The organism is Palleronia sp., assembly GCF_042089775.1.
Lineage (GTDB): Bacteria > Pseudomonadota > Alphaproteobacteria > Rhodobacterales > Rhodobacteraceae > Palleronia.
In genome coordinates this window covers 68,360-90,462 of record NZ_JBELKF010000004.1, presented here as the reverse complement: position 1 = coordinate 90,462, position 22,103 = coordinate 68,360, and the positions used below count along the sequence as shown (strand labels likewise).

The window sequence follows — 22,103 nt, the reverse complement described above, 5'->3', positions numbered from 1 at the left end:
GGAGATTTCCAATGGGTACCACCCCCGTCACCGACGACACCTTCGACGCCGAGGTTCGCCAGTCCGACATTCCCGTCGTGGTCGACTTCTGGGCCGAATGGTGCGGCCCCTGCAAGCAGATCGGGCCGGCGCTCGAGGAGATCTCGAACGAGATGGCAGGCCAGGTCAAGATCGTGAAGGTCAACGTGGACGAGAACCCGAATTCGCCCGCTCAGATGGGCGTTCGCGGCATCCCGGCCCTGTTCCTGTTCAAGAACGGCGAAGTCGTATCGAACAAGATCGGCGCGGCGCCGAAGGCCTCGCTCGAAAGCTGGATCAAGAGCGAGATCTGATCTCGCCACCCTTTCCGCGATGAAGAACGGGCGCCTTCGGGCGCCCTTTTTCGTTCAGCTCGACAGCCCGCGCCGCCTCACCACCAGGGCGAGGAAATAGACGCCCCCCAGAAGCGACGCGACCGTGCCCGCCGGCAACTGCATCGGGTGCAAGGCGGTGCGACCGATCCAGTCCGACGCGATCATCAACGCCCCGCCGACAAGCGCGCTGAGGGCAAGCTGGTCAGCTGCCCGGCGTGCGCCCAGCATCGCGGCGATGTGCGGCGACAGCAGGCCCACGAAGCCGACGGGCCCCATTGCCGCGACGACCGCCGCCGCCAGCGCCGCGGCGATCGCCATCAGCGCCGGACGAACCACCCGGACCGGCACCCCTCGCGCCAGGGCGACCGGGTCGCCTGCCGCGATCAGCGTCAGCCAGCGGCGCACCAGCCACAGGCCGATCCCGATGATGCCCACGACGGCCGACAGGGTCAGCGCCGTCGCCGGGTTGGCGCGATAGGTCGAGCCCCCCATCCACGTGAGCACCGCGAAACTGTCCTGTGAGCCTGTCGCCAGCGCCACCTTCACCAGCGCGTCCAGCAGCGCGGCCAGCGAGATGCCGGTCAGGGCGACGGTGGCCGGCGCGTGGTGGTGCCGCCGCGACAGCAGGAGCAGGAGCACGAGGACGGCCAGCGCTCCGCCAAGGGCGACGACGGGGCCGATCTCGTGCACCGACACGCCCGCGACCATGGCCGTCGCGACCAGCGCGAAGGTGGCGCCCGATGACATGCCAAGGATGTCCGGCGAGGCGAGCGGATTGCGGATCAGCCGCTGAAGCACCAGCCCGGACAGCGCCATCCCGACACCCGCCGCCAGCGCGACCAGCAGCCGCGGCCAGCGCAGCGACCAGATCAGCTCGTTCGGAAGGCCGATGCGCCAGCCAAGCTCGCCCGGCGCGACGGTCAAAGCCGCTGCGGCCAACAGAGCGGTGCCCAGAACCAACGTCGCCAGCCGCGCGACCGAGGGGCGGGCGGGGCCGACGGGCAGGGTGTAGACGGCATGATCCGCCGCATGGAGCTGCCGTCGCATCAGCACGATCAGCGCCGGCGCCCCCATCAGCGCGGCGGTTGCTCCGGTCGGGATCAGGTCGCGCGCCACGAGGTTCAGGCCCACCGCCAGCGCGTCGGCGAACAGCAGCAAAAGCGCACCCCACGCGCCCGAGGCGAGCAGCTCGCCAATCGGGGTACGGGCGCCCAGCCTGCGCGCGATGTTCGGGGCGATCAGGCCGATGAAGCCGACAAGACCGACCGCCGTCACCGCCGTCGCCGTCAGGAACAGCCCCACGCCCATGGCAATGACGAGCCCGCTGGCTAGTGCCATGCCGCGCCCCTCGGCCGCCTCGGCGCCCAGCCGGAGGAGGGCGAGCAGACGACCCAAACATGCCGCCACGGCCAGCCCGGCGGCGACGCGGGGCAGGCTCCAGGTCACCCAATTCCACCCGTTCTGCCCAAGGTCCCCTGCGCCCCAGACAAAGAGATGCGCGAAATACGGGCTCTCGAGCAGGACCAGCGCCCCGGCAATCGCGCCGAAGACGAGGTTGACCGCCATGCCCCCCAGCACCGCCTGCAAGCCCGCCAAGCCCCGTAGCCCGGTGATCCCGACGACCAGCACGAAGGCCAGGGTGGCGCCGGCCATGCTGATCCAGCCGCCATGCGCCGCCGTGTAGGCCGGCGCGACAAGCGTTGCCGCGACCGTTGCGAGCCACGCGCCGGACGCGGCGCCAAGGGTCAGGGGCGAGGCCAGGCGGTTCTGCGTGACCTGCTGCATCAGGCTGCCCGCAACCCCGAGCGCGATGCCTGCGATCACCGCCATCGCCGCCCTTGGCAGCGACGCGTAAAGGAACCGTACCTCGGCGAACCCCTCGGGCGGCGCTGCGAAGGCAAGCGCGATGATGCGGTCCGCGGGCAGGTCGGTGCTCGTCAGCAGGTGCGCGAACAAAAGAACCGGCAGGGCCAGAAGCCCGCCGGTGAGAGGGTGTCGCGCCGTCATTCCGTCAGGGGTTCGAGCGCCGCCAGAAACGCTTCGGCGTGACGCTCGACCGACAGAATGCCGCCATAACTCCAGACGCGGTCCACCTCGGCGAAACGGTCGTTGGCGACCATCGGCAGCGCGGACCAGAGCGGCCCCTCCTTCGCCGCGGCGCCGCCCATGTGGGGGCGGATCGCGAGGACGACGCCGTCATCCGCCTCGGCCAGCGCGTCGAGCGGCTTTTGGACCACGCCCCAGCGGGTCGCGGGCAGGTCGATCTCGGGCGTCAGGCCGATGCGCCGGAGCGTGTAGTTCGGCACCGAGTTCTCGCCATAGATCCACACCGTCGAATTGTCGTTGAGCCGGATTGCGGTGGCTTCTTCGGGGACGTCCATCTCGGCGACCCGTGTGGCGATCTGGTCCAGCCGCGCCTCCATCCGGGCCAGGCGTGCCTCGGACTCGGACCTGCGGTCAAAGAGGTCGGCGAGTTGAAGGAATGTCTTGCGGGCGGCGGCGATGTTGTCGTGGTCGGCCCGCCACGCGTCGATGTTCATCACCGGCGCGATGCGCGACAGTGTTTCGACCTGCGCCGGGTCGAGGTCCGAGGCGAGGATCACGTCGGGAACCAGCCCGGCGATCGTCTCCAGGTTCGGCTCGGTGCGCAGACCGATATCTGCGACGCCCTCGGGGATCGCGGGATCGCCGACCCATTCCTTGTAGAGCTCGAGCTCGGGCGCGCCGACGGGTGTGAGCCCAAGCTCGATCACGTCCTCTGTCAGCGCCCAGTCGAGCGTGACGACCCGCTCGGGCGGGGTGTCGAAGGTCGGCTGCGCGCTGGTTGCGCCGGCAAGGATCGCGAAAAGAAGGGCGAGGGCACGGATCATTCCGGGGCGATGTCCACCAGCGCGTCCGCGATCCGCTGGGCCAGAACCTCAAGCGAGACGACGCTGCTGAAGGTCCAGGCGGGTTCGGCCACGGCGAAGCGACCTTCGGCCACCGCCGGGATCGCCTGCCAGAGCGGCGAGGCGAAGAGGGCTTCCTTGTCTGCGAATGGATCGAAACGGACGATGGCGGCGTCTTCGTAGTCTGCCAGCGCCTCGATCGGGACGGTGACGAAGCCCCATTCGGTCCGCTCGCCGCCGGCTGCGGGGGTCAGGCCCATTCCTTCGACAGCTGCCGCGGCCATCGAGTTCGGGCCGTGGATGCGCAGCGTGGTCGGCGTCATCAGGCGCACCGGCAGGACCGGCGGCACCGCGCCGCCCCATGCCTCGCGCACCCGGTCGCCCGCGGCCTGCATGGCGGCGTCGATTTCGGACAGGCGCTGCGCGGCTAGGTCGGACTTGCCGAAGGCGGCTGCGATGTCGCGATAAGTCTGCCGTGCCGTTTCGGCATTGTCGTGATCGGCAGAGAACTGGTCGCGGATCACGACGGGCGCGATCTGTCCCAGCCGGTCGGCCATGTCGATCTGCTGGTCCGAGCCCAGGATCAGCTCCGGCGCCAGGTCCGACAGCGCCTCGAGGTTCGGCTCAGTCCTGAGCCCCAGATCGCGGACGCCCTCGGGCAGGGGGGGCTTCGCCACCCATGTCGCGTAGCCCTCGGTGTCGGCCACTCCGGTCAGCGGCAGGTCGAGATCCGTGGCGATCTCGGCCAGGGCCCAGGACAGGGCGGCGACGCTTTCCGGCGGGCTGTCAAGGATGGCGGTGCCCGACTCCCCCTCAAGCTCGAAGGCGTGGGCGGGCAGGGCGACGGCGCAGGCAAGGAAGAGGGTGCGGAACATGGGATCTCCTTCAGGCGATCACGGCGTGGGGTGGATGGGGTGCGGAGCGGTCCAGAAGGGCCATCGGCACCCCGGTCAGGCGGCTCAGCACATCGGCATCGAGGAAGGCGTCGCGCGGGCCGTCGAAGGCGACCCGCCCCTGGTTCAGCGCGACGATGCGGTCTGCATGGCGTGCGGCCAGGTTGATGTCGTGCAGGACCACGATGATCCGGCGCCCGTCATCGGCGAGCCGCCGGAGCAGGGCCATGATCTCTTCGGCGTGGCGCAGGTCCAACGCCGAGGTCGGCTCGTCCAGCAGCAGGATCGGCGCGTCCTGGGCCAGCAGCATGGCGATCCAGCCGCGCTGGCGCTCGCCGCCCGAAGTCTCGTCGGCAAGGCGGTCGGCCAGGGGATCAGCGGCGGTCTGGATCAGCGCGCGGTCGACGGCAGCGTGATCCTCGACCCGCCAGCGCCCCAGCGCGCCGCGCCAGGGATAGCGGCCAAGGCGCACGAGTTCGCGCACCGTCAGGCCTTCGAGCGGCGGCAGGCGCTGCGGCAGAAAGGCCACGGCGCGCGCCAGGTCGCGCTGTCGGTAGGCATCGAGGGGGCGGTCGTCCAGCGCGATGGTCCCCGTGTCGGGGCGCAACTGGCGGGCGAGGCACCCGAGGAGCGTCGACTTGCCCGAGCCGTTATGGCCCAGAATCGCGGTCACGCCCTGGCCGCCAAGGTGGAGGCCGGGCACGTCGAGCACCCGGCGTCCGTCATGGCTCACCGATATGTCGGCGAGCGCGTACATCAGAACTTCGCGGCCAGCGACAGCGAGACCTCGCGGCCCTCGCCGAAATAGCAGGCGGTGGTGCCGCAGAAGGTCACGTGCTGGTCGTCCTCGAGATTGGTGACGTTCAGTGCGACCTCATAGCGGTCCCACTGGTAGGCGAGTCGCGCATCGTACAGCGTGTAAGCTGGCGTCTCCTGCACGTCGGTGCCGTCCCACTTTTCGCCGACATACCGCACGCCGAGCCCCGCCGAGATCCCTTCGAGGCTACCCGCTGACGGCGCCCACTCTCCCCAGATCGAGCCGAAGGTCTCGGGCACGTTCGAGATGGTGTAGCCGTCCACGTTCTCGGTCTCCTGGAAGGTCGCGTTCGCGTCGATGGCGAAATCCCCGAGGCTCTTGCGCATTCCCAGTTCGACCCCTTGCGACGTCGCCTTGCCCGTCTGGATCTGGAAGGCGGGATTGTTCGGGTCCGACTGGGTCAGGTTCGACTTCTCGAGGTCAAAGAAGGCGAGGGTGTAGAGATCGTTCGTGCCCACGGGCTGGTATTTGACGCCGGCCTCGTACTGTCGACCGCGGGTCGGCTCGAAAGCGTTGCCTTCGACGTCCTGGCCCACGATCTCCTGCCGAAAGCTCTCGGCATAGCTGACATAGGGCGCGACGCCGTTGTCGAAGGCGTAGAGCAGCGCCGCATTTGCCGTCCACGCTTCGTCTTCCGCGTTCACGGTGCTGTCGGTGAACGTCCCCTCGCTCTCGCCCGTCTCGATGTCCGCATAGCGCAGACCGGTGTCGAGATGCAGCCGGTTGTTCAGGATCGCGTTGTTCTGCAGGTAGACGCCCCATTCCTCGACATAGTTGCCGGGCGTGTCGACGACGTCGATGGCGGGCGCTCCGGTGTAGTCGGGGTCGAACGGGTCGATGGTGCCGGGCTGGGCGCCGTAGCCGGTATCGCTGTCATACTCGGCATCGACATAGTTCACGCCGATCACCGTCTTCATGTCCCACGGCCCCGACCGCCAGTCAGCCGTGGCATAGGAGTCCAGCGTCAGCGTCTCGACGGTGTTCTCGGCGCGATAGAAGGTCCGGTTGATGGTGCCGTCGTCGTTATAGCGCGTCGGCGGGTTGTCGTAAGCCCACCAGGCGTGGCGATAGTCGGCCTCGCCGTCGACATGCCGGGCGCGGCCGGAGATCGACCAGACATCGTTGATCCGGTGATCGGCAAAAAGGGTGACGCTGTCCTGCTTGGTGTCGAAACGATCGAAGCCCGGTTCGCCGATGAAGAAGCTGTCGTCGAGGTAGTCGCCATTCGGGGCGGGCAGGAGTGTGCCATAAAGGGAGGCGAACTGGATCAGCGGGCTGCCGTCATTCTCCTGGTGGTTCAGCAACAGCGTGACCTCGGTTCCCTCCTGAGGCGCCCAGGTGATCGAGGGGGCGATCGCGAGAGCGTCGTCCTGCGAATGATCCACCTGCGTCTCGGCGTCGCGAAGCACCCCGACCATGCGCCATTTCAGCGTACCGCTCTTGTTGAGGTCGCCGCCGAAGTCGAGGCCGAGCTCGGCCTCGTCGTCGCTGCCGAAGGTCAGCCTGACCAGGTCTTCGCCCGCGTAATTGGCCGCCGTCTTGCTTTCGGTGTTGATGACCCCGCCGACCTCGCCGTTGCCGTATAGCCCCGAAGCGGGGCCGCGCAGGACCTGGATGCTGTCGAGGAGGAAAGGTTCGGGCCTGGTATCGTTGTAGTAGCCGTAGCGCGCCTGCAGCCCGTTGTGGAACGTCGTCGGGTCGAAGCCGCGGATCGTGTACCAGTCCGACCGCGCGTCGAGTCCCCACTGGCCTGGATTGACGCCGGTGGTGTAGCGGAGGGCCTCCTCGACGTCGTCGGCGCCGCGGGCATGGATCTCCTGTGCGGTGACGACGCTGACCGAACGCGGCGTCGTGGCGATCTCGCCACCGGTCTTCAGCAGCGTTCCGGTCGAGGTTTCCACCTTGGTGCCGACAAAGCCGCGGTCGGTGTCCTCCGTCTCAACGACGATCGTGCCCAGGTCATAGGTCTGGGCGAGGGCCGGCATTGCAGCGGCGAGGGCGATGCCGGATACGGCGAGGCGGTGAATGATCATGTCCCGGGCTCTTTCTACGAGTGTTTACGTCGGATAATGAAATCCGAGTGAAAGAGTCAACTGAATGCGGACCAATACGCCGCGACGTGAGTCTCATCCTTCGACAGGCCGCGTTCGCCCCTGAGCTCGCCTCGCATCGCGGTGGCGCGGGTTTTCTCGGCGGCGAACCAGACGTGGCGGTCGCCCTCGGGACCCAGGTCGGTGGAGCGCAGCCCGGCCTCCAGGCTCTCGCCCTTTTCGCGTGACAGGCGGCGAAGCGCGAAGCCCTGCGGGAGGTGGACATCTGGGATCAGCGCGGCGTCCTCGGCTTCGAGAAGGACCGTGCCTCCTGTTGCGGCGGAGGCGGATTCGAGGATCCGGAAGATCGCGGGAAAGGCGGTTTCGTCCCCGGCAAGCGTGAGGTGGCGCGCCTCGGGCAGCCATCCACCGCCGGGCCCGATCAGGCCGATCGGGTCGCGCGGCCGCGCATGGTGCAGCCAAGTGCAGGTCGGTCCGCTCCCGCCGTGACGGAAGGCGTCGATCACCATCTCGCCCGTTGCCGGGTTCACGTCACGTATCGTGTAGACCGCCACGTGCAGCGCGTCCTCGTCCGCGGGCCAGCGGGTGCGCCCCTTGTCGTCCACGCGCGGCCAGACCGGAGCCCGGCTCGGCTGCGGCAGCGCAAGGCGTAGGTGCAGTCCGTCACGCGCGAAGGGGGCCAGGTCGGGCGCTCGCAGCACCAGTCTCTGGAACAGCGCGCCCTCTTCGGTCACTGAAACGACCTGCCCGACTCTGAAATTCGGGGGCAGGTTGCCAGCGAGCGGTGTGTCCGCCCAGTGCAGCCCGTCCACGAGCGCGGCGTCGAACGCCTCGACCTGCGTCGCCACGAACTCGCGCAGCATGAAGCCGTTGGATTCGGAGCCAGCGCCGATGTCGATCGAGATGCCATTGGCCACCGGGGCGAGTTGGATGGTGCCGATCCCGTAGGAGATCTTGATCCGCGCGGGGCGGTCATCGACCACCGGCAGGTCGTAGGACTGGCAGAGCGAAACGATCTCGTGGAGGATGTCTCCTGCGCGATCCGTCACCAGCTGCCCTTCAGTATGTGATTGCATGCCCACGTGCGAAACTCCGACGGAATCGGTCAACTATAGGGCCGACTACCGGCTTTCGGACGTGAAGGATAGACGCACAGACCGCGAACGCGGGTTCCTACAGCCAGTCGCGCAGGATCGGGATCAGGGGCAGGTCGGCGGGAGGCATCGGGTAGCTGCGCAGCTCGCGCGGGTAGGCCCAGGCGAGGGTCTGGCCTTCGCGCGGGTGGGGCGTGCCCTCCCACTTGCGACAGGCGAAGAGGGGCATCAGCAGGTGGAAGTCATCGTATGCGTGGCTGGCGAAGGTCAGTGGCGCGAGGCACGAGGACCACGTGTTGATGCCCAGTTCTTCGTCCAGTTCGCGGATCAGCGCGTCCTCGGGGCGTTCGCCGGGCTCGACCTTGCCGCCGGGGAATTCCCACAACCCGGCCATGGACTTGCCCTCGGGCCGCTGGGCCAAAAGGACGCGGCCGTCGCGATCGATGAGCGCGACGGCAGAGACGAGAACTACTTTCACGAGCGATAGTCGGCGTTGATCTGGATATAGGCGTGGGTCAGGTCGCAGGTCCACATGGTCGCGGTGCCGTCGCCAAGGCCGAGATCCACGCGAATCACGAGCTCCTGCCCCTTCATGTAGGCGGCGCCCTTTTCCTCGGCATAATCGGGCGAGACCCATCCGTCGCGGGCCACCTCGATATCTCCGAAACGGATCGACAGCGTGTCGCGGTCAGCCTTGGCGCCGGACTTGCCCACGGCCATGACGATGCGGCCCCAGTTGGGATCTTCGCCCGCGATGGCCGTCTTGACCAAAGGCGAGTTCGCGATGGAGGACGCCACCTTGCGCGCATCGACATCATCCGCCGCGCCGGTCACGGCAACCTCGACGAATTTCGTGGCGCCCTCGCCGTCGCGCACGACCTGGTGGGACAGGTCCAGCATGACCTCGTGCAGCGCATCCTCGAATGGAACGCCGCGGGCCGTGACCTCGGCCGATTTGCCGGTGGCGGCCAGCAGCAGCGTGTCCGAGGTCGAGGTGTCGCCGTCCACGGTGATGCAGTTGAACGTCCGGTCGGTCAGCTCCGACAGCATCTCCTGAAGCAGGGGGCGGGCGACCTTGGCGTCGGTGAAGATATAGACCAGCATCGTCGCCATGTCGGGCGCAATCATGCCCGAGCCCTTGGCGATCCCCGCGATCGTGACCTTCTGCCCATCGATCTCGACCACCCGCGCGCAGCCCTTGGGGAACGTGTCGGTCGTCATGATCGCGCGGGCCGCAGGCTCGATCCCGGAAGGGTCGAGTGATTCGGTCAGTTCGCCGAGGGCGGCGGTGATCCGGTCGTCGGGAAGACGCTCGCCAATCACGCCGGTGGACGAGGTGAAGACGCGCGCGGCGGGCAGGCCGGTGACCTCGGCCACGGCCGCCGCGACGCGTTCGACCGCCCCCTCGCCGGCCTTGCCGGTAAAGGCGTTGGAATTGCCCGAGTTCACCAGAATCGCTGCGCCCTCGGCGCCCTCGGCGCCGTCAAAGCCGATCTTGGCTTCGCAGTCCCGCACGGGGGCCGAGCGGGTCGAAGAGCGGGTGAAGACCCCCGCGATCGAGGTGCCCGGATCGCAGACGGCAAGCATCACATCGGTGCGATTCTTGTAGCGGAGACCGGCCGCTGCGGTGGCGAAGCGTACGCCTGCCACCTGCGGAAGGTCGGGGAACGTTGCGGGCGCCAGCGGCGACACTGCTGCGGGCATGCCGGATCAGTCCAGAAGGGCGTCGTTGCGGATCGCGGCCGGATCAACCTGCGTCTCGGGGCGGGAAGCTTCGGCATCCTCGACGGCAGAGGAGACGATGCTCTCGACGGCCTGCATCTGGAGCTGCCCTTCGATCTCGCCCCGGACCTCGTCAAGCGGGGGCGCCGACTGCTCTCGCGTCTCGTTCAGCTTGATGACGTGCCAGCCGAACTCGGTCTGGACGGGCTCGGAGACCTCGCCGACCTCCAGCTCCTGAACGGCCTGCTCGAAGGGCTCGACCATCGTGCCCTGGCCAAACCAGCCAAGCTCGCCGCCGGACGGGCCCGAGGGGCCGGTGGATTCGGCGCGGGCCAGCTCGGCGAAGTCCTCGCCTGCGTTCAGGCGCTCGATCAGGTCCTGCGCGGCGGATTCGCTCTCCACGAGGATGTGCGAGGCGTTGTATTCGGTCGTGGGTTCGGCGCCGCCATACTCGGTGTCATAGACTTCCTGGACCTGCTCCTCTGTCACGGCGTCGTCGGCGAGGCGCTGGATGATCTCGGACGCAGCCAGCGCGCGACGCTCGTTTTCGATCACGAGTTCGCCACGACGCGACAGCCCGTCGGCCTGGTCGCCAAGGGCGGTCTGCTGGATCAGCTGCTCGAGCACGCCCTCGAACAGGGTCTGGTCGTCGAGCGACTGGTACTGCTGGGGCAGGCGCTCGCGCATCGCAATCATGTGGCCCAGCGTGATGTCGGTGCCATTCACGGTCGCCACCACGGTCGAGGCGTCCTGCGCGACGGCAGGCAGGCCGAACGCCAGCATGGCCGCGACGGTCATCGTGCCGAGTTTCCTCATCGTGAAAGTCCTTTCCATCGGGCCAGCGGCCCCAACATTGACAGTTCCAAGGGCGCCCCTTACATCGCCTTCAGCCTCTGAAGGGACCGTTTCTTGCCGCCTTCCTATTCGGCGTCGACGGGCCGGGCAAGCGATCCCCTCACACGTTGATGTCAGGAGAGACGATGCTTGGTCTGGGTTCTGTTGCGCGAAAGGTCTTCGGCACGCCGAATGACCGTAAGGTCAAGGCCACGCGCCCCCTCGTCGACAAGATCAACGCATTGGAGCCCGAGTTTGAGCCCCTGTCTGACGACGATTTGGTCGCCAAGACGGCCGAGCTGAAAGAGCGGGTCGCGAACGGCGAAAGCCTCGACGATATCCTGCCCGAGGCCTTTGCCAACTGCCGCGAGGGCGCGCGCCGGGCACTTGGCCTGCGCGCCTTCGACGTGCAGCTGACCGGCGGCATCTTCATGCACCAGGGCAACATCGCCGAGATGAAGACCGGCGAGGGCAAAACGCTGGTGGCGACCTTCCCGGCCTACCTGAATGCGCTGACCGGCAAGGGCGTGCACATCGTCACGGTGAACGACTACCTCGCCCGCCGCGACGCCGAATGGATGAGCAAGGTCTACGGCCAACTCGGCATGACGACCGGCGTCGTCTATCCGCAGCAGCCCGAGGAAGAGAAGCGGCAAGCCTATGCCGCCGATGTCACCTACGCCACGAACAACGAGCTCGGCTTCGACTACCTGCGCGACAACATGAAGTCCGAGATGCGCCAGTTGATGCAGCGCGGGCACAACTTCGCCATCGTGGACGAGGTCGACTCGATCCTGATCGACGAGGCGCGCACCCCGCTCATCATTTCGGGTCCATCGGACGACCGGTCCGAGCTGTACCGCACCATCGACCAGGTGATCCCGCTTCTGACGGACGAGCACTACTCGCTGGACGAGAAGACGCGGAACGTGACCTTCACCGACGAGGGCAACGAGTTCCTCGAACAGCATTTCTTGAGTGCCGGCATCCTGCCCGAGGGGCAGACGCTGTATGACCCTGAATCGACGACCATCGTCCACCACGTGAACCAGGGCTTGCGCGCCCACAAGCTGTTCACCAAGGACAAGGACTACATCGTTCGCGACAACGAGATCGTCCTGATCGACGAGTTCACCGGCCGCATGATGGCCGGGCGGCGCCTGTCCGACGGCCTGCACCAGGCGATCGAGGCGAAGGAGGGCGTAGACATCCAACCCGAGAACGTCACCCTCGCAAGCGTCACGTTCCAGAACTACTTCCGCCTCTACGACAAGCTGGCCGGCATGACCGGCACTGCGCTGACCGAAGAGGAAGAGTTCGACGAGATCTACAAGCTGGGCGTGGTCGAGGTTCCCACCAACCGTCCCATCGCCCGCGTCGATGAGCACGACGCCGTCTACCGGACCGCGCAGGAAAAATACGCAGCCATCGTGGACGAGATCAAGAAAGCGCACGAAAGGGGTCAGCCAACCCTCGTCGGCACGACCTCGATCGAAAAGTCGGAGTTCCTGAGCCAACTTCTTCAGAAAGAGAAGGTGCCGCACAACGTCCTGAACGCCCGCCAGCACGAGCAGGAGGCACAGATCGTCGCCGATGCCGGCAAGCTGGGCGCGGTAACCATCGCGACGAACATGGCCGGCCGCGGCACCGACATCCAGCTTGGCGGCAACGTCGACATGAAGGTGATGCAGGCGCTCGCCGAGGACCCCGAAGCCGATCCCGACGCGCTGCGCGCCCGCATTCAAGCCGAAACCGCCGACGAGAAGGAAAAGGTCAAGGCCGCTGGCGGCCTCTTCGTGCTCGCCACCGAACGCCACGAAAGCCGCCGGATCGACAACCAGTTGCGCGGCCGCTCGGGCCGTCAGGGGGACCCGGGCCGTTCCGCATTCTTCCTGTCGCTCGACGACGACCTGATGCGGATCTTCGGGTCCGAAAGGCTCGACAACATGCTGCAGAAGCTCGGCATGAAAGAGGGCGAGGCGATCGTCCATCCTTGGGTCAACAAGTCGCTGGAGCGTGCGCAGGCGAAGGTTGAAGGCCGCAACTTCGACATTCGCAAGCAGCTGCTGAAGTTCGACGACGTCCAGAACGAGCAGCGCAAGGTGATCTTCGGCCAGCGGCGCGAGATCATGGAAAGCGCCGACCTCGCCGAGATCGCGCAGGACATGCGCCACCAGGTGATCGACGACCTCGTGGACCAGCACATCCCGGCGAAAAGCTATGCCGACCAGTGGGACGGCGAGGGGCTCTATGTATCGGTGCTTGAGACGCTGAACCTGGACCTGCCGATCCAGTCGTGGGTCGAGGAGGACGGGGTGGATGACGAGACCATCCGCGAGCGCCTCTACGAAGAGTCCGACAAGTACATGGCCGCGAAGGCCGCGCAGTTTGGTCCGACCAACATGCGCCAGATCGAAAAGCAGCTTCTGTTGCAGACCATCGACGGCAAGTGGCGCGAACACCTGCTGACGCTCGAACATCTGCGCTCGGTCGTGGGCTTCCGCGGTTATGCGCAGCGCGATCCGCTGAACGAATACAAGAACGAGGCGTTCCAGCTGTTCGAGGGGATGCTCGACTCGCTGCGGGCCGACGTGACCAAGAAGCTGTGCCACATCAAGCCGCTGTCCGAGGACGAGCAGCGCCAGATGATCGCCCAGATCCAGGCGCAGCGCGCCCGCGTCCGCGCGGCGGCCGATCCCCAGCCCAAACCCGGCGAGGCCGAGGCCGAGGCGGCGGCGCCCGGCTTCGTCGAGGCGGATCCCTCGACCTGGGGCAATCCCAGCCGCAACGATCCCTGTCCGTGCGGGTCCGGCAAGAAGTTCAAGCACTGCCACGGCCAGATCGCGTAACGGCTTGAAACCGCAGGCGCGGCGCGAAAGACTTTCCGGTACACCCGGGGAGCTTACATGAAACCGTCAGGCTGGTTCCTGTGCGCCGCGCTCTGCTGGCCGGTCGCGGTCATGGCCGACGCCATCGCGCTGCGCCACGAGGGCCAGACCGTTGTGGAGGGCGAGCTTCTCGGCTTTGACGGGCGCTATTATCGCATCCTCGGCCCACATGGAGAGGTGACGCTCGACGGTCAAGTGCTCGACTGCGTCGGCGCCGATTGTCCTGAACTCGGCGCACCAGAGCGGCTGCGGATCTCGGGCGAGGGATCTGTCATCCGGACCGTGCTGCCGCCGCTGATCGAGACATTCGCCCGGCGTCAGGGCTACGACATTACGCACGAGGCAGACGGCCCCGCCACGCACTATGCGCTGTCACGCGAGGGCGTCGTCCAGGCGCGGCTTATGTTGGTGCCCACCAGCAGTTCGGAGGGATTGGCCGACATCGTCGCTGACCTCGCCGACGTGGCGGTGTCGCTGCGGCCACCGGATGCGATCGAACTCGCCCTCGCGCGCGAGGCGGGGCGTGGCGACCTGACCGATGCCGGCCAGCGCGCCATCCTGGGGCTCGACGCCGTCATTCCGGTCGCCTCGGCCCTGTCAAGCCGCACCACGATCACGCTCGAGGAGATCGAGGCTTGGCCGGCCGATGCGCTGCATATACCCGATCCGGCCACCAGCGCGGGCGAGGCCATCCTGAGGCATTTCCCCTCCCTCATCGATCGACGGGTGGTCTTCCACCCCACGCTGGACTCGCTGGCCGAGGCAGTCTCGCAGTCCCGCAACGCGCTGGGACTGACCCTTTACTCCGCCCAAGGCGACACGCAGCCCCTGCCGTTGCTCGGTCCCTGTGGTGCCTCTGTGGCTGCGGATCCGCAGAGTCTCAAGACCGAGGACTACCCCCTGACGGCGCCGGTTTTCCTCTATGCGCCCATGCGGCGATTTACCGGGGTGACGCGAGACCTACTACGCTATCTCGTTTCCCCCATCGCGCAGCCCGTGATCCAGAGGGCCGGCCTCGTGGACCAGTTCCCCGAATCGATTCCCTTTGCCGATCAGGGAGATCGCCTGGGACTCGCGATCCTCACGGCCGAGACCAACAGCTCTGTTGCCGGCTTGCAGCGCATGGTGAAAGAACTGCGGGGAAAGGCGCGACTGACGCTGACGTTCCGCTTCGACGACGGGTCGAGCGGTCTCGACGCTCAGTCCCAAGACAACGTCGATCGCCTCGCCGCCGCGCTTGGCGGCGGGTTGTTCGACGGGCGGCGGCTGATCTTTGCGGGGTTCAGTGACGCAGGAGGATCGGCGGTTACGAACCGCAGCCTGTCGCGTGCGCGCGCCGAGGCGGTTCGTGATGCGGTCGCCGAGGCTGTTCCGGGTGTCGCGGTTCAGCTTGACGTTGCAGCCTATGGCGAGGCGCTACCGATCGCCTGCGACGAAACCGGTTGGGGACGGCAGGTGAACCGGCGCGTGGAGGTATGGGTTGGTGCGGTCGAGCCTACAGGAACCCTTCGGCCCGGAAACTGACCTCGCGGCCCCGCCCGATGACGACATGGTCATGCAGGATCAGGCCCAGAACGTCGCAGGCCTGGGCAATCTGCCGCGTGATCGACCGATCCGCGTCTGACGGTGTGGGGTCGCCCGATGGATGATTGTGCACGAGGATAAGCGCCTTGGCTTCCAGTTCGAGAGCGCGCTTGACCACTTCGCGCGGATAGACCGGGACGTGGTCGATGGTGCCCTTCGCCTGTTCTTCGTCGGCGATCAGCGTGTTCTTTGCGTCCAGGAACAGAATTCTGAACCGTTCGGTCCGTTCCCGAGCGAGAGTGGCGCGGCAGTAGTCCATGAGCGCCTCCCAGGAAGACACGACCGGCCGAGCCAATGCCCGGTTGCGCAGGGCGCGCCGAGTCACGGCCTCGGTGATCGAGAGGTCAAGCGCAGTGGACCGCCCCGCGCCGGGCACGGAGGCGATGGCCTCCCTTGGCGCGGCCAGAACGCCGCCCAGATCGCCAAAGCGGTCGATCAGCGCGCGCGCCAACGGCTTGACGTCACGACGGGGCACGATGCGGAACAACAACAGTTCGAGAAGCTCGTAGTCGGGCATCGCGTCCGGCCCGCCCTCGACGAAACGCTCCCGCAGGCGGGCGCGATGGTCAGCGATATAGGATGGCTGCCCGCGAGGTGCAGGCGCGTCGGCCTTTGCGACGGGAAGGCCTTGGAACAGACGGGGGTGTTCAGCGAAATCCGGCATGGACGAACCTTGCCGGATCGATTGTGAAGACGGCGTTAAGGGACGAAGGGCCTCAGCCCTTCATCCCGTCCCAGAACGATTTGACCTTGCGGAAAAACCCGGTGCTCTCAGGGCTATTCTCTTCCGAGAGATCCTCGAACTCGCGCAGAAGCTCCTTCTGGCGGCTGGTCAGGTTCACCGGGGTTTCAACGGCAAGCTCAATGAACATGTCGCCGTTGGCCGTGCTTCGCAGCCCGGGCATTCCCTTGCCGCGTAGACGCATCTGCTTGCCCGATTGGCTGCCTGCAGGGATCTTCACGCGGCTGCGGCCGCCGTCGATCGTCGGCACCTCAATGTCGCCGCCCAGAGCGGCCGAGGTCATCGACACGGGCACGCGGCAGAACAGGTTTTCGGCCTCGCGCTGGAAGATCGGATGATCCTCGACCTCAATGAAGATATAGAGGTCGCCAGCCGGGCCGCCGCGCAGGCCGGCTTCACCCTCGCCGCCAAGACGGATGCGGGTACCGGTTTCGACGCCCTTTGGAATGTTCACCGAAAGCGCACGGTCCTTCTGAACGCGACCTGCGCCGCCGCAGTTGTGGCAGGGGTTCTTGACGATCTGACCCGCACCCGAGCAGGTCGGGCAGGTCCGTTCGACGGTAAAGAAGCCTTGCTGCGCGCGGACCTTGCCCATGCCCGAACAGGTTGGGCAGGTGGCGGGCTCGGCGCCGCCCTCGGCGCCCGATCCCTCGCAGACGCCGCAGGTTACGGCCGTCGGCACGGTGATCGTGCGCTGCATGCCCTTGTAGGCATCCTCAAGCGAAATGCGCAGGTTATAGCGCAAATCCGAGCCGCGGGTGGCCCGCTGGCCGCCGCCGCGGCGCTGCTGGCCCATGAAGTCGCCGAAGAGATCGTCGAACACGTCGGAGAACGCAGAGGCGAAGTCGCCCTGGCCGCCGCCGTAGCCCGCCCGTGCTCCTCCGCCGCCGCCGCGCGCACCCATGCCGCCTTCGAAGGCTGCATGGCCGAAGCGATCGTAAGCAGCCTTACGCTCGGCGTCCTTGAGCACGTCATAGGCCTCGTTCACTTCCTTGAACTGGGCCTCGGCGTTCGGGTTATCGCTGTTACGGTCTGGGTGAAGCTCTTTCGCCTTGCGACGATAGCCCTTCTTGATCTCGTCGGCAGACGCGCCCTTCGACACCCCCAGAACGTCGTAGAAATCACGTTTTGCCATTCAATAAATCCTTCACGTCAAAGGCCGGCCCGACATATCAGACCGGCCCCTGTTGAAGCTGGAGTGGGCCTTACGACGCGCGCTTGTCGTCGTCGAGGTCCTCGAAATCGGCATCGACGATCTCGTCGTCGTCATTGCCGCCCGAGCTGTCCTCGGCCGTGTCGGCAGAGGCGTCGCCCTTGTCTTGCTGCGACTTATAGATCGCCTCGCCGAGTTTCATCGACGCTTCGGTCACGTTCTGGATGCCGGACTTGATCTTCTCCGGGTTGTCGGTCTCGAGCTGCTCCTGCAGGTTCGAGATGGCCAGTTCGATGGCCTCGACAGTGGTCGGATCGACCTTGTCCTTATGCTCTTCCAGCGACTTCTCGGTCGAGTGGATCAGGCTTTCGGCCTGGTTCCGGGCTTCGACCAGGTCACGGCGCTTCTTGTCGGCATCGGCATTGGCTTCGGCGTCCTTCACCATCTTCTCGATGTCGTCGTCGGACAAGCCGCCGGACGCTTGGATGGTGATGTTCTGCTCTTTTCCCGTGCCCTTGTCCTTGGCCGAGACTGATACGATGCCGTTGGCGTCGATGTCGAACGTCACCTCGATCTGCGGCATGCCGCGCGGCGAGGGCGGGATATCCTCGAGGTTGAACTGGCCGAGCATCTTGTTGTCGGCGGCCATCTCGCGCTCGCCCTGGAAGACCCGGATCGTCACCGCGTTCTGGTTGTCCTCGGCCGTCGAGAAGATCTGGCTCTTCTTCGTCGGGATCGTCGTGTTGCGGTCGATCAGGCGGGTGAACACGCCGCCCAGCGTCTCGATGCCCAGCGAAAGCGGGGTCACGTCGAGAAGCACCACGTCCTTGACGTCACCCTGTAGAACGCCGGCCTGGATGGCGGCGCCAAGGGCCACGACCTCGTCGGGGTTCACGCCCTTGTGCGGCTCTTTCCCGAAGAATTTGGTCACTTCCTCGATCACTCTCGGCATGCGGGTCATGCCGCCGACCAGGACCACCTCGTCGATGTCGCCGGTCGAAAGGCCGGCGTCCTTCAGCGCGGCCTGGCACGGCTTGATCGAGTTCTTGATGAGGTCCGAGACGATGCTTTCCAGCTTCGCCCGGGTCAGCTTCATCACCAGGTGCAGCGGTTGACCGTTGGCGCCCATGGTGATGAACGGCTGGTTGATCTCGGTCTGGCTTGCGCTCGACAGCTCGATCTTGGCCTTCTCGGCGGCTTCCTTCAGGCGCTGAAGGGCCATCTTGTCCGAGGTCAGATCGACGCCGTGCTCTTTCTTGAACTCGGCCGCCAGATGATCGACGATCCGCATGTCGAAGTCTTCGCCGCCGAGGAACGTGTCGCCGTTCGTCGACTTCACCTCGAAGAGGCCATCGTCGATTTCCAGGATGGTGATGTCGAAGGTACCACCGCCGAGGTCATAGACCGCGATCGTCTTGGTTTCCTTCTTGTCGAGCCCGTAAGCCAGCGCGGCGGCCGTCGGCTCGTTGATGATGCGCAGCACCTCGAGCCCGGCGATCTTGCCGGCGTCCTTGGTGGCCTGACGCTGCTGGTCGTTGAAGTAGGCGGGGACGGTGATGACGGCTTGCGTCACCTCTTCGCCGAGATAGCTCTCGGCCGTCTCCTTCATCTTCTGCAGGATGAAGGCGGAAATCTGGGAGGGCGAATACTTCTCGCCGCGGGCCTGGACCCATGCGTCACCCTGGCCACCGTCGACGATGGTGTAGGGCAGGTTCTTCTTGTCCTTCTCGAGGCCTTGGTCTCCGAACCGGCGGCCGATCAGGCGCTTTACGGCGAAGATGGTGTTTTCCGAGTTGGTGACCGCCTGACGCTTGGCGGATTGCCCGACAAGGCGCTCTTCTTCGGTAAAGGCGACGATCGAGGGGGTCGTGCGCGCACCCTCGGAGTTTTCGATCACGCGGGGCTGCGAACCGTCCATGATGGCGACGCAGCTGTTGGTGGTCCCGAGGTCGATGCCGATGACTTTGGCCATGCTCTCAATGTCCTCTTGTTGGCGATGTTGTTGCGGCCGGGCCCCCGTTCGAGGCACCCCTCCGCAGATCCCGAGTTATTGCCGCGTTTAGCGCCTGCGGCCGGCGTCCGCACGTATATAGGGAGGGCGTTTTCGCGCTGCAATCCCGACGGAGGACTGCTTTATGAGCCTTTTTGAGACTTCGGGGCGGATCGACATCCGCGGGGTCGAACTCCTGCGGGATGCGCTGGACCGATCCGCGCAAGAGGCCCTTGTGGACGATCTGCGTCGCGTGGCCGGGGTCGCGCCCTTCTATCACCCGGAGACGCGGCGCGGGCAGAAGTTCAGCGTTCGCATGACATCGGCCGGCGCAGTCGGCTGGATCAGCGACCGCAAGGGATACCGTTACCAGCCCCATCACCCATCCGGCGGCGGCTGGCCGTCGATCCCCCCGCAGCTTCGGGAGCTTTGGTGCGCGATACTACCCGAGGCCGCCACGCCGGACACGTGTCTCGTGAACTACTATGGCGAAGGCGCGCGGATGGGGATGCACCAGGACAAGGACGAGGCCGACCTGTCTCAGCCGGTCCTGTCGGTTTCGCTGGGCGACGAGGCGCTCTTCCGCGTCGGAAACATCGAGCGTGGCGGGCGGACCGAAAGCGTCTGGCTGCGGTCGGGCGACGTTGCGGTCATCGGGGGCGCGGCGCGGCTGGTCCACCATGGCATCGACCGGATCAGGTTCGGATCGTCCGACCTCTTGCCGCAAGGCGGGCGGATCAATGTGACGATGCGGGTGGCCGGATCAGGGCCGGGAGCAGCAGCCTGAGATGTGGCCGTGATCGTCTTCTTCGGACAGCAGGACATCCACCGTATAGGGGTAAGTGCGATCAGACATGCCGTCGCTGCATTCTTCCCCCACAATTATCGCGGTCAGGCTGCGGCCGCTGTCGAACGCGCGCAGGGACCAACGGTTGCCCCGCCCGGCGGCGCGGGTCCTTGTCCCGGCGGTGCCGTCGAAGCCGGAGCCGGACGCCTCGTCCAGCGTCACGCTGTCGGGGCGGATGGCGAGCGACCAGAACGGCTCGGTCCCCGTGCAGTCGAGCGGGCCGGGAAAGCCCGTCGCGCCGCCCTGCGCCTTCATGTAGCCCAAATAAACCCAGCCCTCGGCGCCCTCGTGGTCGACGCGCCCCCAGCGGCCATTATCTGACAGCTCGGTCACGCGGACGCCTGTCTCGTCGTGTTGCAGGACGCCGACCACTTCGCCCTCGTTCGAGGGGCGCGCCCGGATGAACAGCGCATCGTCCGGCGCCACGCCGGTCACATCATATGACCCGCGACCCTGCGCCGCGGCGGCTCCTCCAGACAGGATCGCCAGCAGCAAGACAAGCGCCCGGATCATCGACGTGCGCCCCAGCTGAGCGATGCGTTCTGGCGCGTGTAGAACTCGCCCATCAGGCCGATCATCATCAGCGCCAACGACACGTAGAAGGGGTAGGTCAGGCTGGAATGGCGCGGGAAGTAGTTGATGAACACGAAGCCTCTCGTCTGGTCGATGATGTGAAACAGCGGGTTCCAGTCGAACCAGTCGATCATGTAGCCCGGAAGCTGGTTCGCGACGAACATCTTTCCCGAGGCGATCATGCTCGCGCGGCTGTAGATCGACTGTGCGGTCGAGGCGCCCCGGGGAAACCAGGGCTTCAGCCCCAGGAACATCACGCCCACTCCAACGCCCGAGAACCACGACAGGCACACCATGCCGAGCGCGCCCTTCCAGTTGTGGATCTCGATGGGCTCGATGATCACGTGATAGGCGTAAAGGACCAGGATTGCCGAAAGGACCTGGGTATAGAGCGCGGCCAACGCGTTCGACGCGATCGCCACGAAGGTCGTCATCGGCGCATGCAGCATCATCGGCGAGGAGGGGCCCTCGGTCGAGAAGACCGCCTGCACGGTGCGCACATGCATCAGGTAAAGGAAGATCCCGCTCATGATGAACAGGATGAAGTCGCCCCGAATGGCCGAACCGCGCATCCCCAGCACCGTAAAGAGGATGTAGAACGATCCCACGAGGATCACGGTTTGCAGGATGTTCAGCCCGATCGCCATGAACGCGTTGGCATGCGTCTTGCGCACCGACCGCACTGTGTTGTGGAAGATCAGGTCAAGCACCCGGCCCGCTGACCCCACCCACGTCTTCTTGCGTCTCGACCCGAACATCACGGCTCCGACTCCCCCGGCAGGGACAGGTCTTGCAGGGAAATATTGTTGTTTTCTTGGCGGCCTAGCTTAAACCATGCCCCGGACAGCAGCCAATGCGGAGAATTGTCGTGGATCAGGAAGCTCTCGTCGAAGTGATGCGGAAGCTGGCGCTTCAGGCGGGCGACGCCATCATGGACATCTATGACCGCGACGACTTCGAGGTGCGGGAAAAGTCCGACGAAAGCCCGGTGACCGAGGCCGATGAAGCGGCCGACGCGCTGATTTCGGCGGGGCTGCGCGAGGCGTTCCCCGACATCCCTCTCGTCACCGAAGAGCAGGCCGAGAGCCATGAACAGGACGTCACGACCTTCCTGATCGTCGATCCACTGGACGGGACCAAGGAGTTCGTGAAGCGTCGCGGCGATTTCACCGTGAACATCGCCTATGTCGAGAATGGCGAACCCTCACGGGGCGTGGTCTATGCCCCGGCGCGCGAAAGGCTCTTCTATACCCGCGCGGATGGCAAATCGGTCGAGGAGAAAGGTCCCTTCGACCCCGAATCGCCGGGCGAGACCTCGGTCATCGGGGTGCGCATGCCGGATAACGAATCCCTTCTCGTCGTCGCCTCGAAGTCGCATCGCGACCAAGCCACCGACGACTACATCAGCCATTATCGGGTCGAGGATCTGCGCAGCGCCGGATCGTCCCTGAAGTTCTGCCTGGTCGCCACCGGCGAAGCCGATCTCTATCCCCGCCTCGGGCGCACGATGGAGTGGGATACCGCGGCCGGCCACGCAGTGCTTACCGGTGCGGGGGGGACGGTCGTGCGGTTCGACGACAAGGCTCCGCTTCGCTATGGTAAAGCAGGCTTCGCCAACCCCTTCTTCATCGCATATGCACCTGGCGTCACATTGAAAGACTAATGGTGGCGCTA

Annotated in this window: 19 protein-coding genes; 5 read left to right on the top strand and 14 right to left on the bottom strand. The window is 66.1% G+C overall.

Annotation, left to right across the window (positions count from 1 at the left end):
* The first annotated feature begins 11 nt into the window (after window positions 1-11).
* Window positions 12-332, top strand: coding sequence for a thioredoxin (trxA, locus tag ACFDS3_RS02530; RefSeq protein ID WP_375260771.1), 321 nt, complete (start codon window positions 12-14; stop codon window positions 330-332).
* Window positions 333-386: 54 nt separating this feature from the next.
* Here the strand turns inward: trxA and fhuB are convergent, their stop codons facing one another.
* The 9 genes from fhuB to ACFDS3_RS02485 form a co-directional block, all read right to left on the bottom strand.
* Window positions 387-2,360 carry a Fe(3+)-hydroxamate ABC transporter permease FhuB gene (gene fhuB, locus ACFDS3_RS02525; protein WP_375260770.1) on the bottom strand — a complete coding sequence of 658 codons (1,974 nt, stop codon included), beginning with the start codon at window positions 2,358-2,360 and terminating at the stop codon, window positions 387-389.
* Window positions 2,357-3,223: an iron-siderophore ABC transporter substrate-binding protein gene (locus ACFDS3_RS02520; RefSeq protein WP_375260769.1), complete on the bottom strand. Its 867-nt coding sequence runs from the start codon at window positions 3,221-3,223 to the stop codon at window positions 2,357-2,359. The genes fhuB and ACFDS3_RS02520 overlap by 4 nt, the downstream gene beginning before the upstream one ends.
* Window positions 3,220-4,116, bottom strand: a complete 897-nt coding sequence (locus tag ACFDS3_RS02515) for an iron-siderophore ABC transporter substrate-binding protein (protein WP_375260768.1) — start codon at window positions 4,114-4,116, stop codon at window positions 3,220-3,222. The genes ACFDS3_RS02520 and ACFDS3_RS02515 overlap by 4 nt, the downstream gene beginning before the upstream one ends.
* Window positions 4,117-4,126: 10 nt before the next feature.
* Window positions 4,127-4,891 carry an ABC transporter ATP-binding protein gene (locus ACFDS3_RS02510; RefSeq protein WP_375260767.1) on the bottom strand — a complete coding sequence of 255 codons (765 nt, stop codon included), beginning with the start codon at window positions 4,889-4,891 and terminating at the stop codon, window positions 4,127-4,129.
* Window positions 4,891-6,984 (bottom strand): TonB-dependent siderophore receptor, encoded by a 2,094-nt coding sequence (locus ACFDS3_RS02505; RefSeq protein ID WP_375260766.1) that lies wholly within the window; start codon window positions 6,982-6,984, stop codon window positions 4,891-4,893. Before ACFDS3_RS02505 ends, ACFDS3_RS02510 begins: the two co-directional genes overlap by 1 nt.
* A 56-nt stretch (window positions 6,985-7,040) precedes the next feature.
* Window positions 7,041-8,078, bottom strand: a complete 1,038-nt coding sequence (locus ACFDS3_RS02500) for a siderophore-interacting protein (RefSeq protein ID WP_375260765.1) — start codon at window positions 8,076-8,078, stop codon at window positions 7,041-7,043.
* Window positions 8,079-8,175: 97 nt separating this feature from the next.
* Entirely contained in the window at window positions 8,176-8,574 is a 399-nt protein-coding gene (locus ACFDS3_RS02495) for a (deoxy)nucleoside triphosphate pyrophosphohydrolase (protein ID WP_375260764.1), read from the bottom strand.
* Entirely contained in the window at window positions 8,571-9,800 is a 1,230-nt protein-coding gene (gene argJ, locus ACFDS3_RS02490; RefSeq protein ID WP_375260763.1) for a bifunctional glutamate N-acetyltransferase/amino-acid acetyltransferase ArgJ, read from the bottom strand. The genes ACFDS3_RS02495 and argJ overlap by 4 nt, the downstream gene beginning before the upstream one ends.
* Window positions 9,801-9,806: 6 nt before the next feature.
* Window positions 9,807-10,634, bottom strand: coding sequence for a peptidylprolyl isomerase (locus ACFDS3_RS02485; protein ID WP_375260762.1), 828 nt, complete (start codon window positions 10,632-10,634; stop codon window positions 9,807-9,809).
* Window positions 10,635-10,798: 164 nt separating this feature from the next.
* On the opposite strand from ACFDS3_RS02485, the gene secA reads away from it, so the two are divergent.
* Both secA and ACFDS3_RS02475 read left to right on the top strand, forming a co-directional pair.
* Window positions 10,799-13,501, top strand: a complete 2,703-nt coding sequence (gene secA, locus ACFDS3_RS02480) for a preprotein translocase subunit SecA (RefSeq protein WP_375260761.1) — start codon at window positions 10,799-10,801, stop codon at window positions 13,499-13,501.
* Between the two features lie 57 nt (window positions 13,502-13,558).
* A complete protein-coding gene (locus ACFDS3_RS02475) occupies window positions 13,559-15,064 on the top strand; it encodes an OmpA family protein (RefSeq protein WP_375260760.1) in 1,506 nt (501 codons plus the stop codon).
* Here ACFDS3_RS02475 and radC read toward each other — a convergent pair.
* From radC to dnaK, 3 genes are all read right to left on the bottom strand, one after another.
* Window positions 15,036-15,788, bottom strand: a complete 753-nt coding sequence (gene radC, locus ACFDS3_RS02470) for a DNA repair protein RadC (RefSeq protein WP_375260759.1) — start codon at window positions 15,786-15,788, stop codon at window positions 15,036-15,038. The two genes, ACFDS3_RS02475 and radC, sit on opposite strands and share 29 nt — an antisense overlap.
* Before the next feature lie 52 nt (window positions 15,789-15,840).
* On the bottom strand, window positions 15,841-17,001 hold the full coding sequence (dnaJ, locus tag ACFDS3_RS02465; RefSeq protein WP_375260758.1) for a molecular chaperone DnaJ: 1,161 nt from the start codon (window positions 16,999-17,001) through the stop codon (window positions 15,841-15,843).
* 70 nt (window positions 17,002-17,071) lie between these two features.
* Window positions 17,072-18,991 carry a molecular chaperone DnaK gene (gene dnaK / locus ACFDS3_RS02460; RefSeq protein WP_375260757.1) on the bottom strand — a complete coding sequence of 640 codons (1,920 nt, stop codon included), beginning with the start codon at window positions 18,989-18,991 and terminating at the stop codon, window positions 17,072-17,074.
* Between the two features lie 163 nt (window positions 18,992-19,154).
* Here dnaK and ACFDS3_RS02455 point away from each other — a divergent pair, with 163 nt between their 5' ends.
* Window positions 19,155-19,796, top strand: a complete 642-nt coding sequence (locus ACFDS3_RS02455; RefSeq protein WP_375260756.1) for an alpha-ketoglutarate-dependent dioxygenase AlkB — start codon at window positions 19,155-19,157, stop codon at window positions 19,794-19,796.
* Here ACFDS3_RS02455 and ACFDS3_RS02450 read toward each other — a convergent pair.
* Together ACFDS3_RS02450 and ACFDS3_RS02445 are read right to left on the bottom strand one after the other, a co-directional pair.
* Entirely contained in the window at window positions 19,773-20,369 is a 597-nt protein-coding gene (locus ACFDS3_RS02450; RefSeq protein ID WP_375260755.1) for a COG3650 family protein, read from the bottom strand. The two genes, ACFDS3_RS02455 and ACFDS3_RS02450, sit on opposite strands and share 24 nt — an antisense overlap.
* Window positions 20,366-21,187 (bottom strand): ABC transporter permease, encoded by an 822-nt coding sequence (locus tag ACFDS3_RS02445; protein ID WP_375260754.1) that lies wholly within the window; start codon window positions 21,185-21,187, stop codon window positions 20,366-20,368. The genes ACFDS3_RS02450 and ACFDS3_RS02445 overlap by 4 nt, the downstream gene beginning before the upstream one ends.
* A gap of 110 nt (window positions 21,188-21,297) precedes the next feature.
* On the opposite strand from ACFDS3_RS02445, the gene cysQ reads away from it, so the two are divergent.
* Entirely contained in the window at window positions 21,298-22,092 is a 795-nt protein-coding gene (gene cysQ, locus ACFDS3_RS02440) for a 3'(2'),5'-bisphosphate nucleotidase CysQ (RefSeq protein WP_375260753.1), read from the top strand.
* Window positions 22,093-22,103 lie beyond the last annotated feature (11 nt).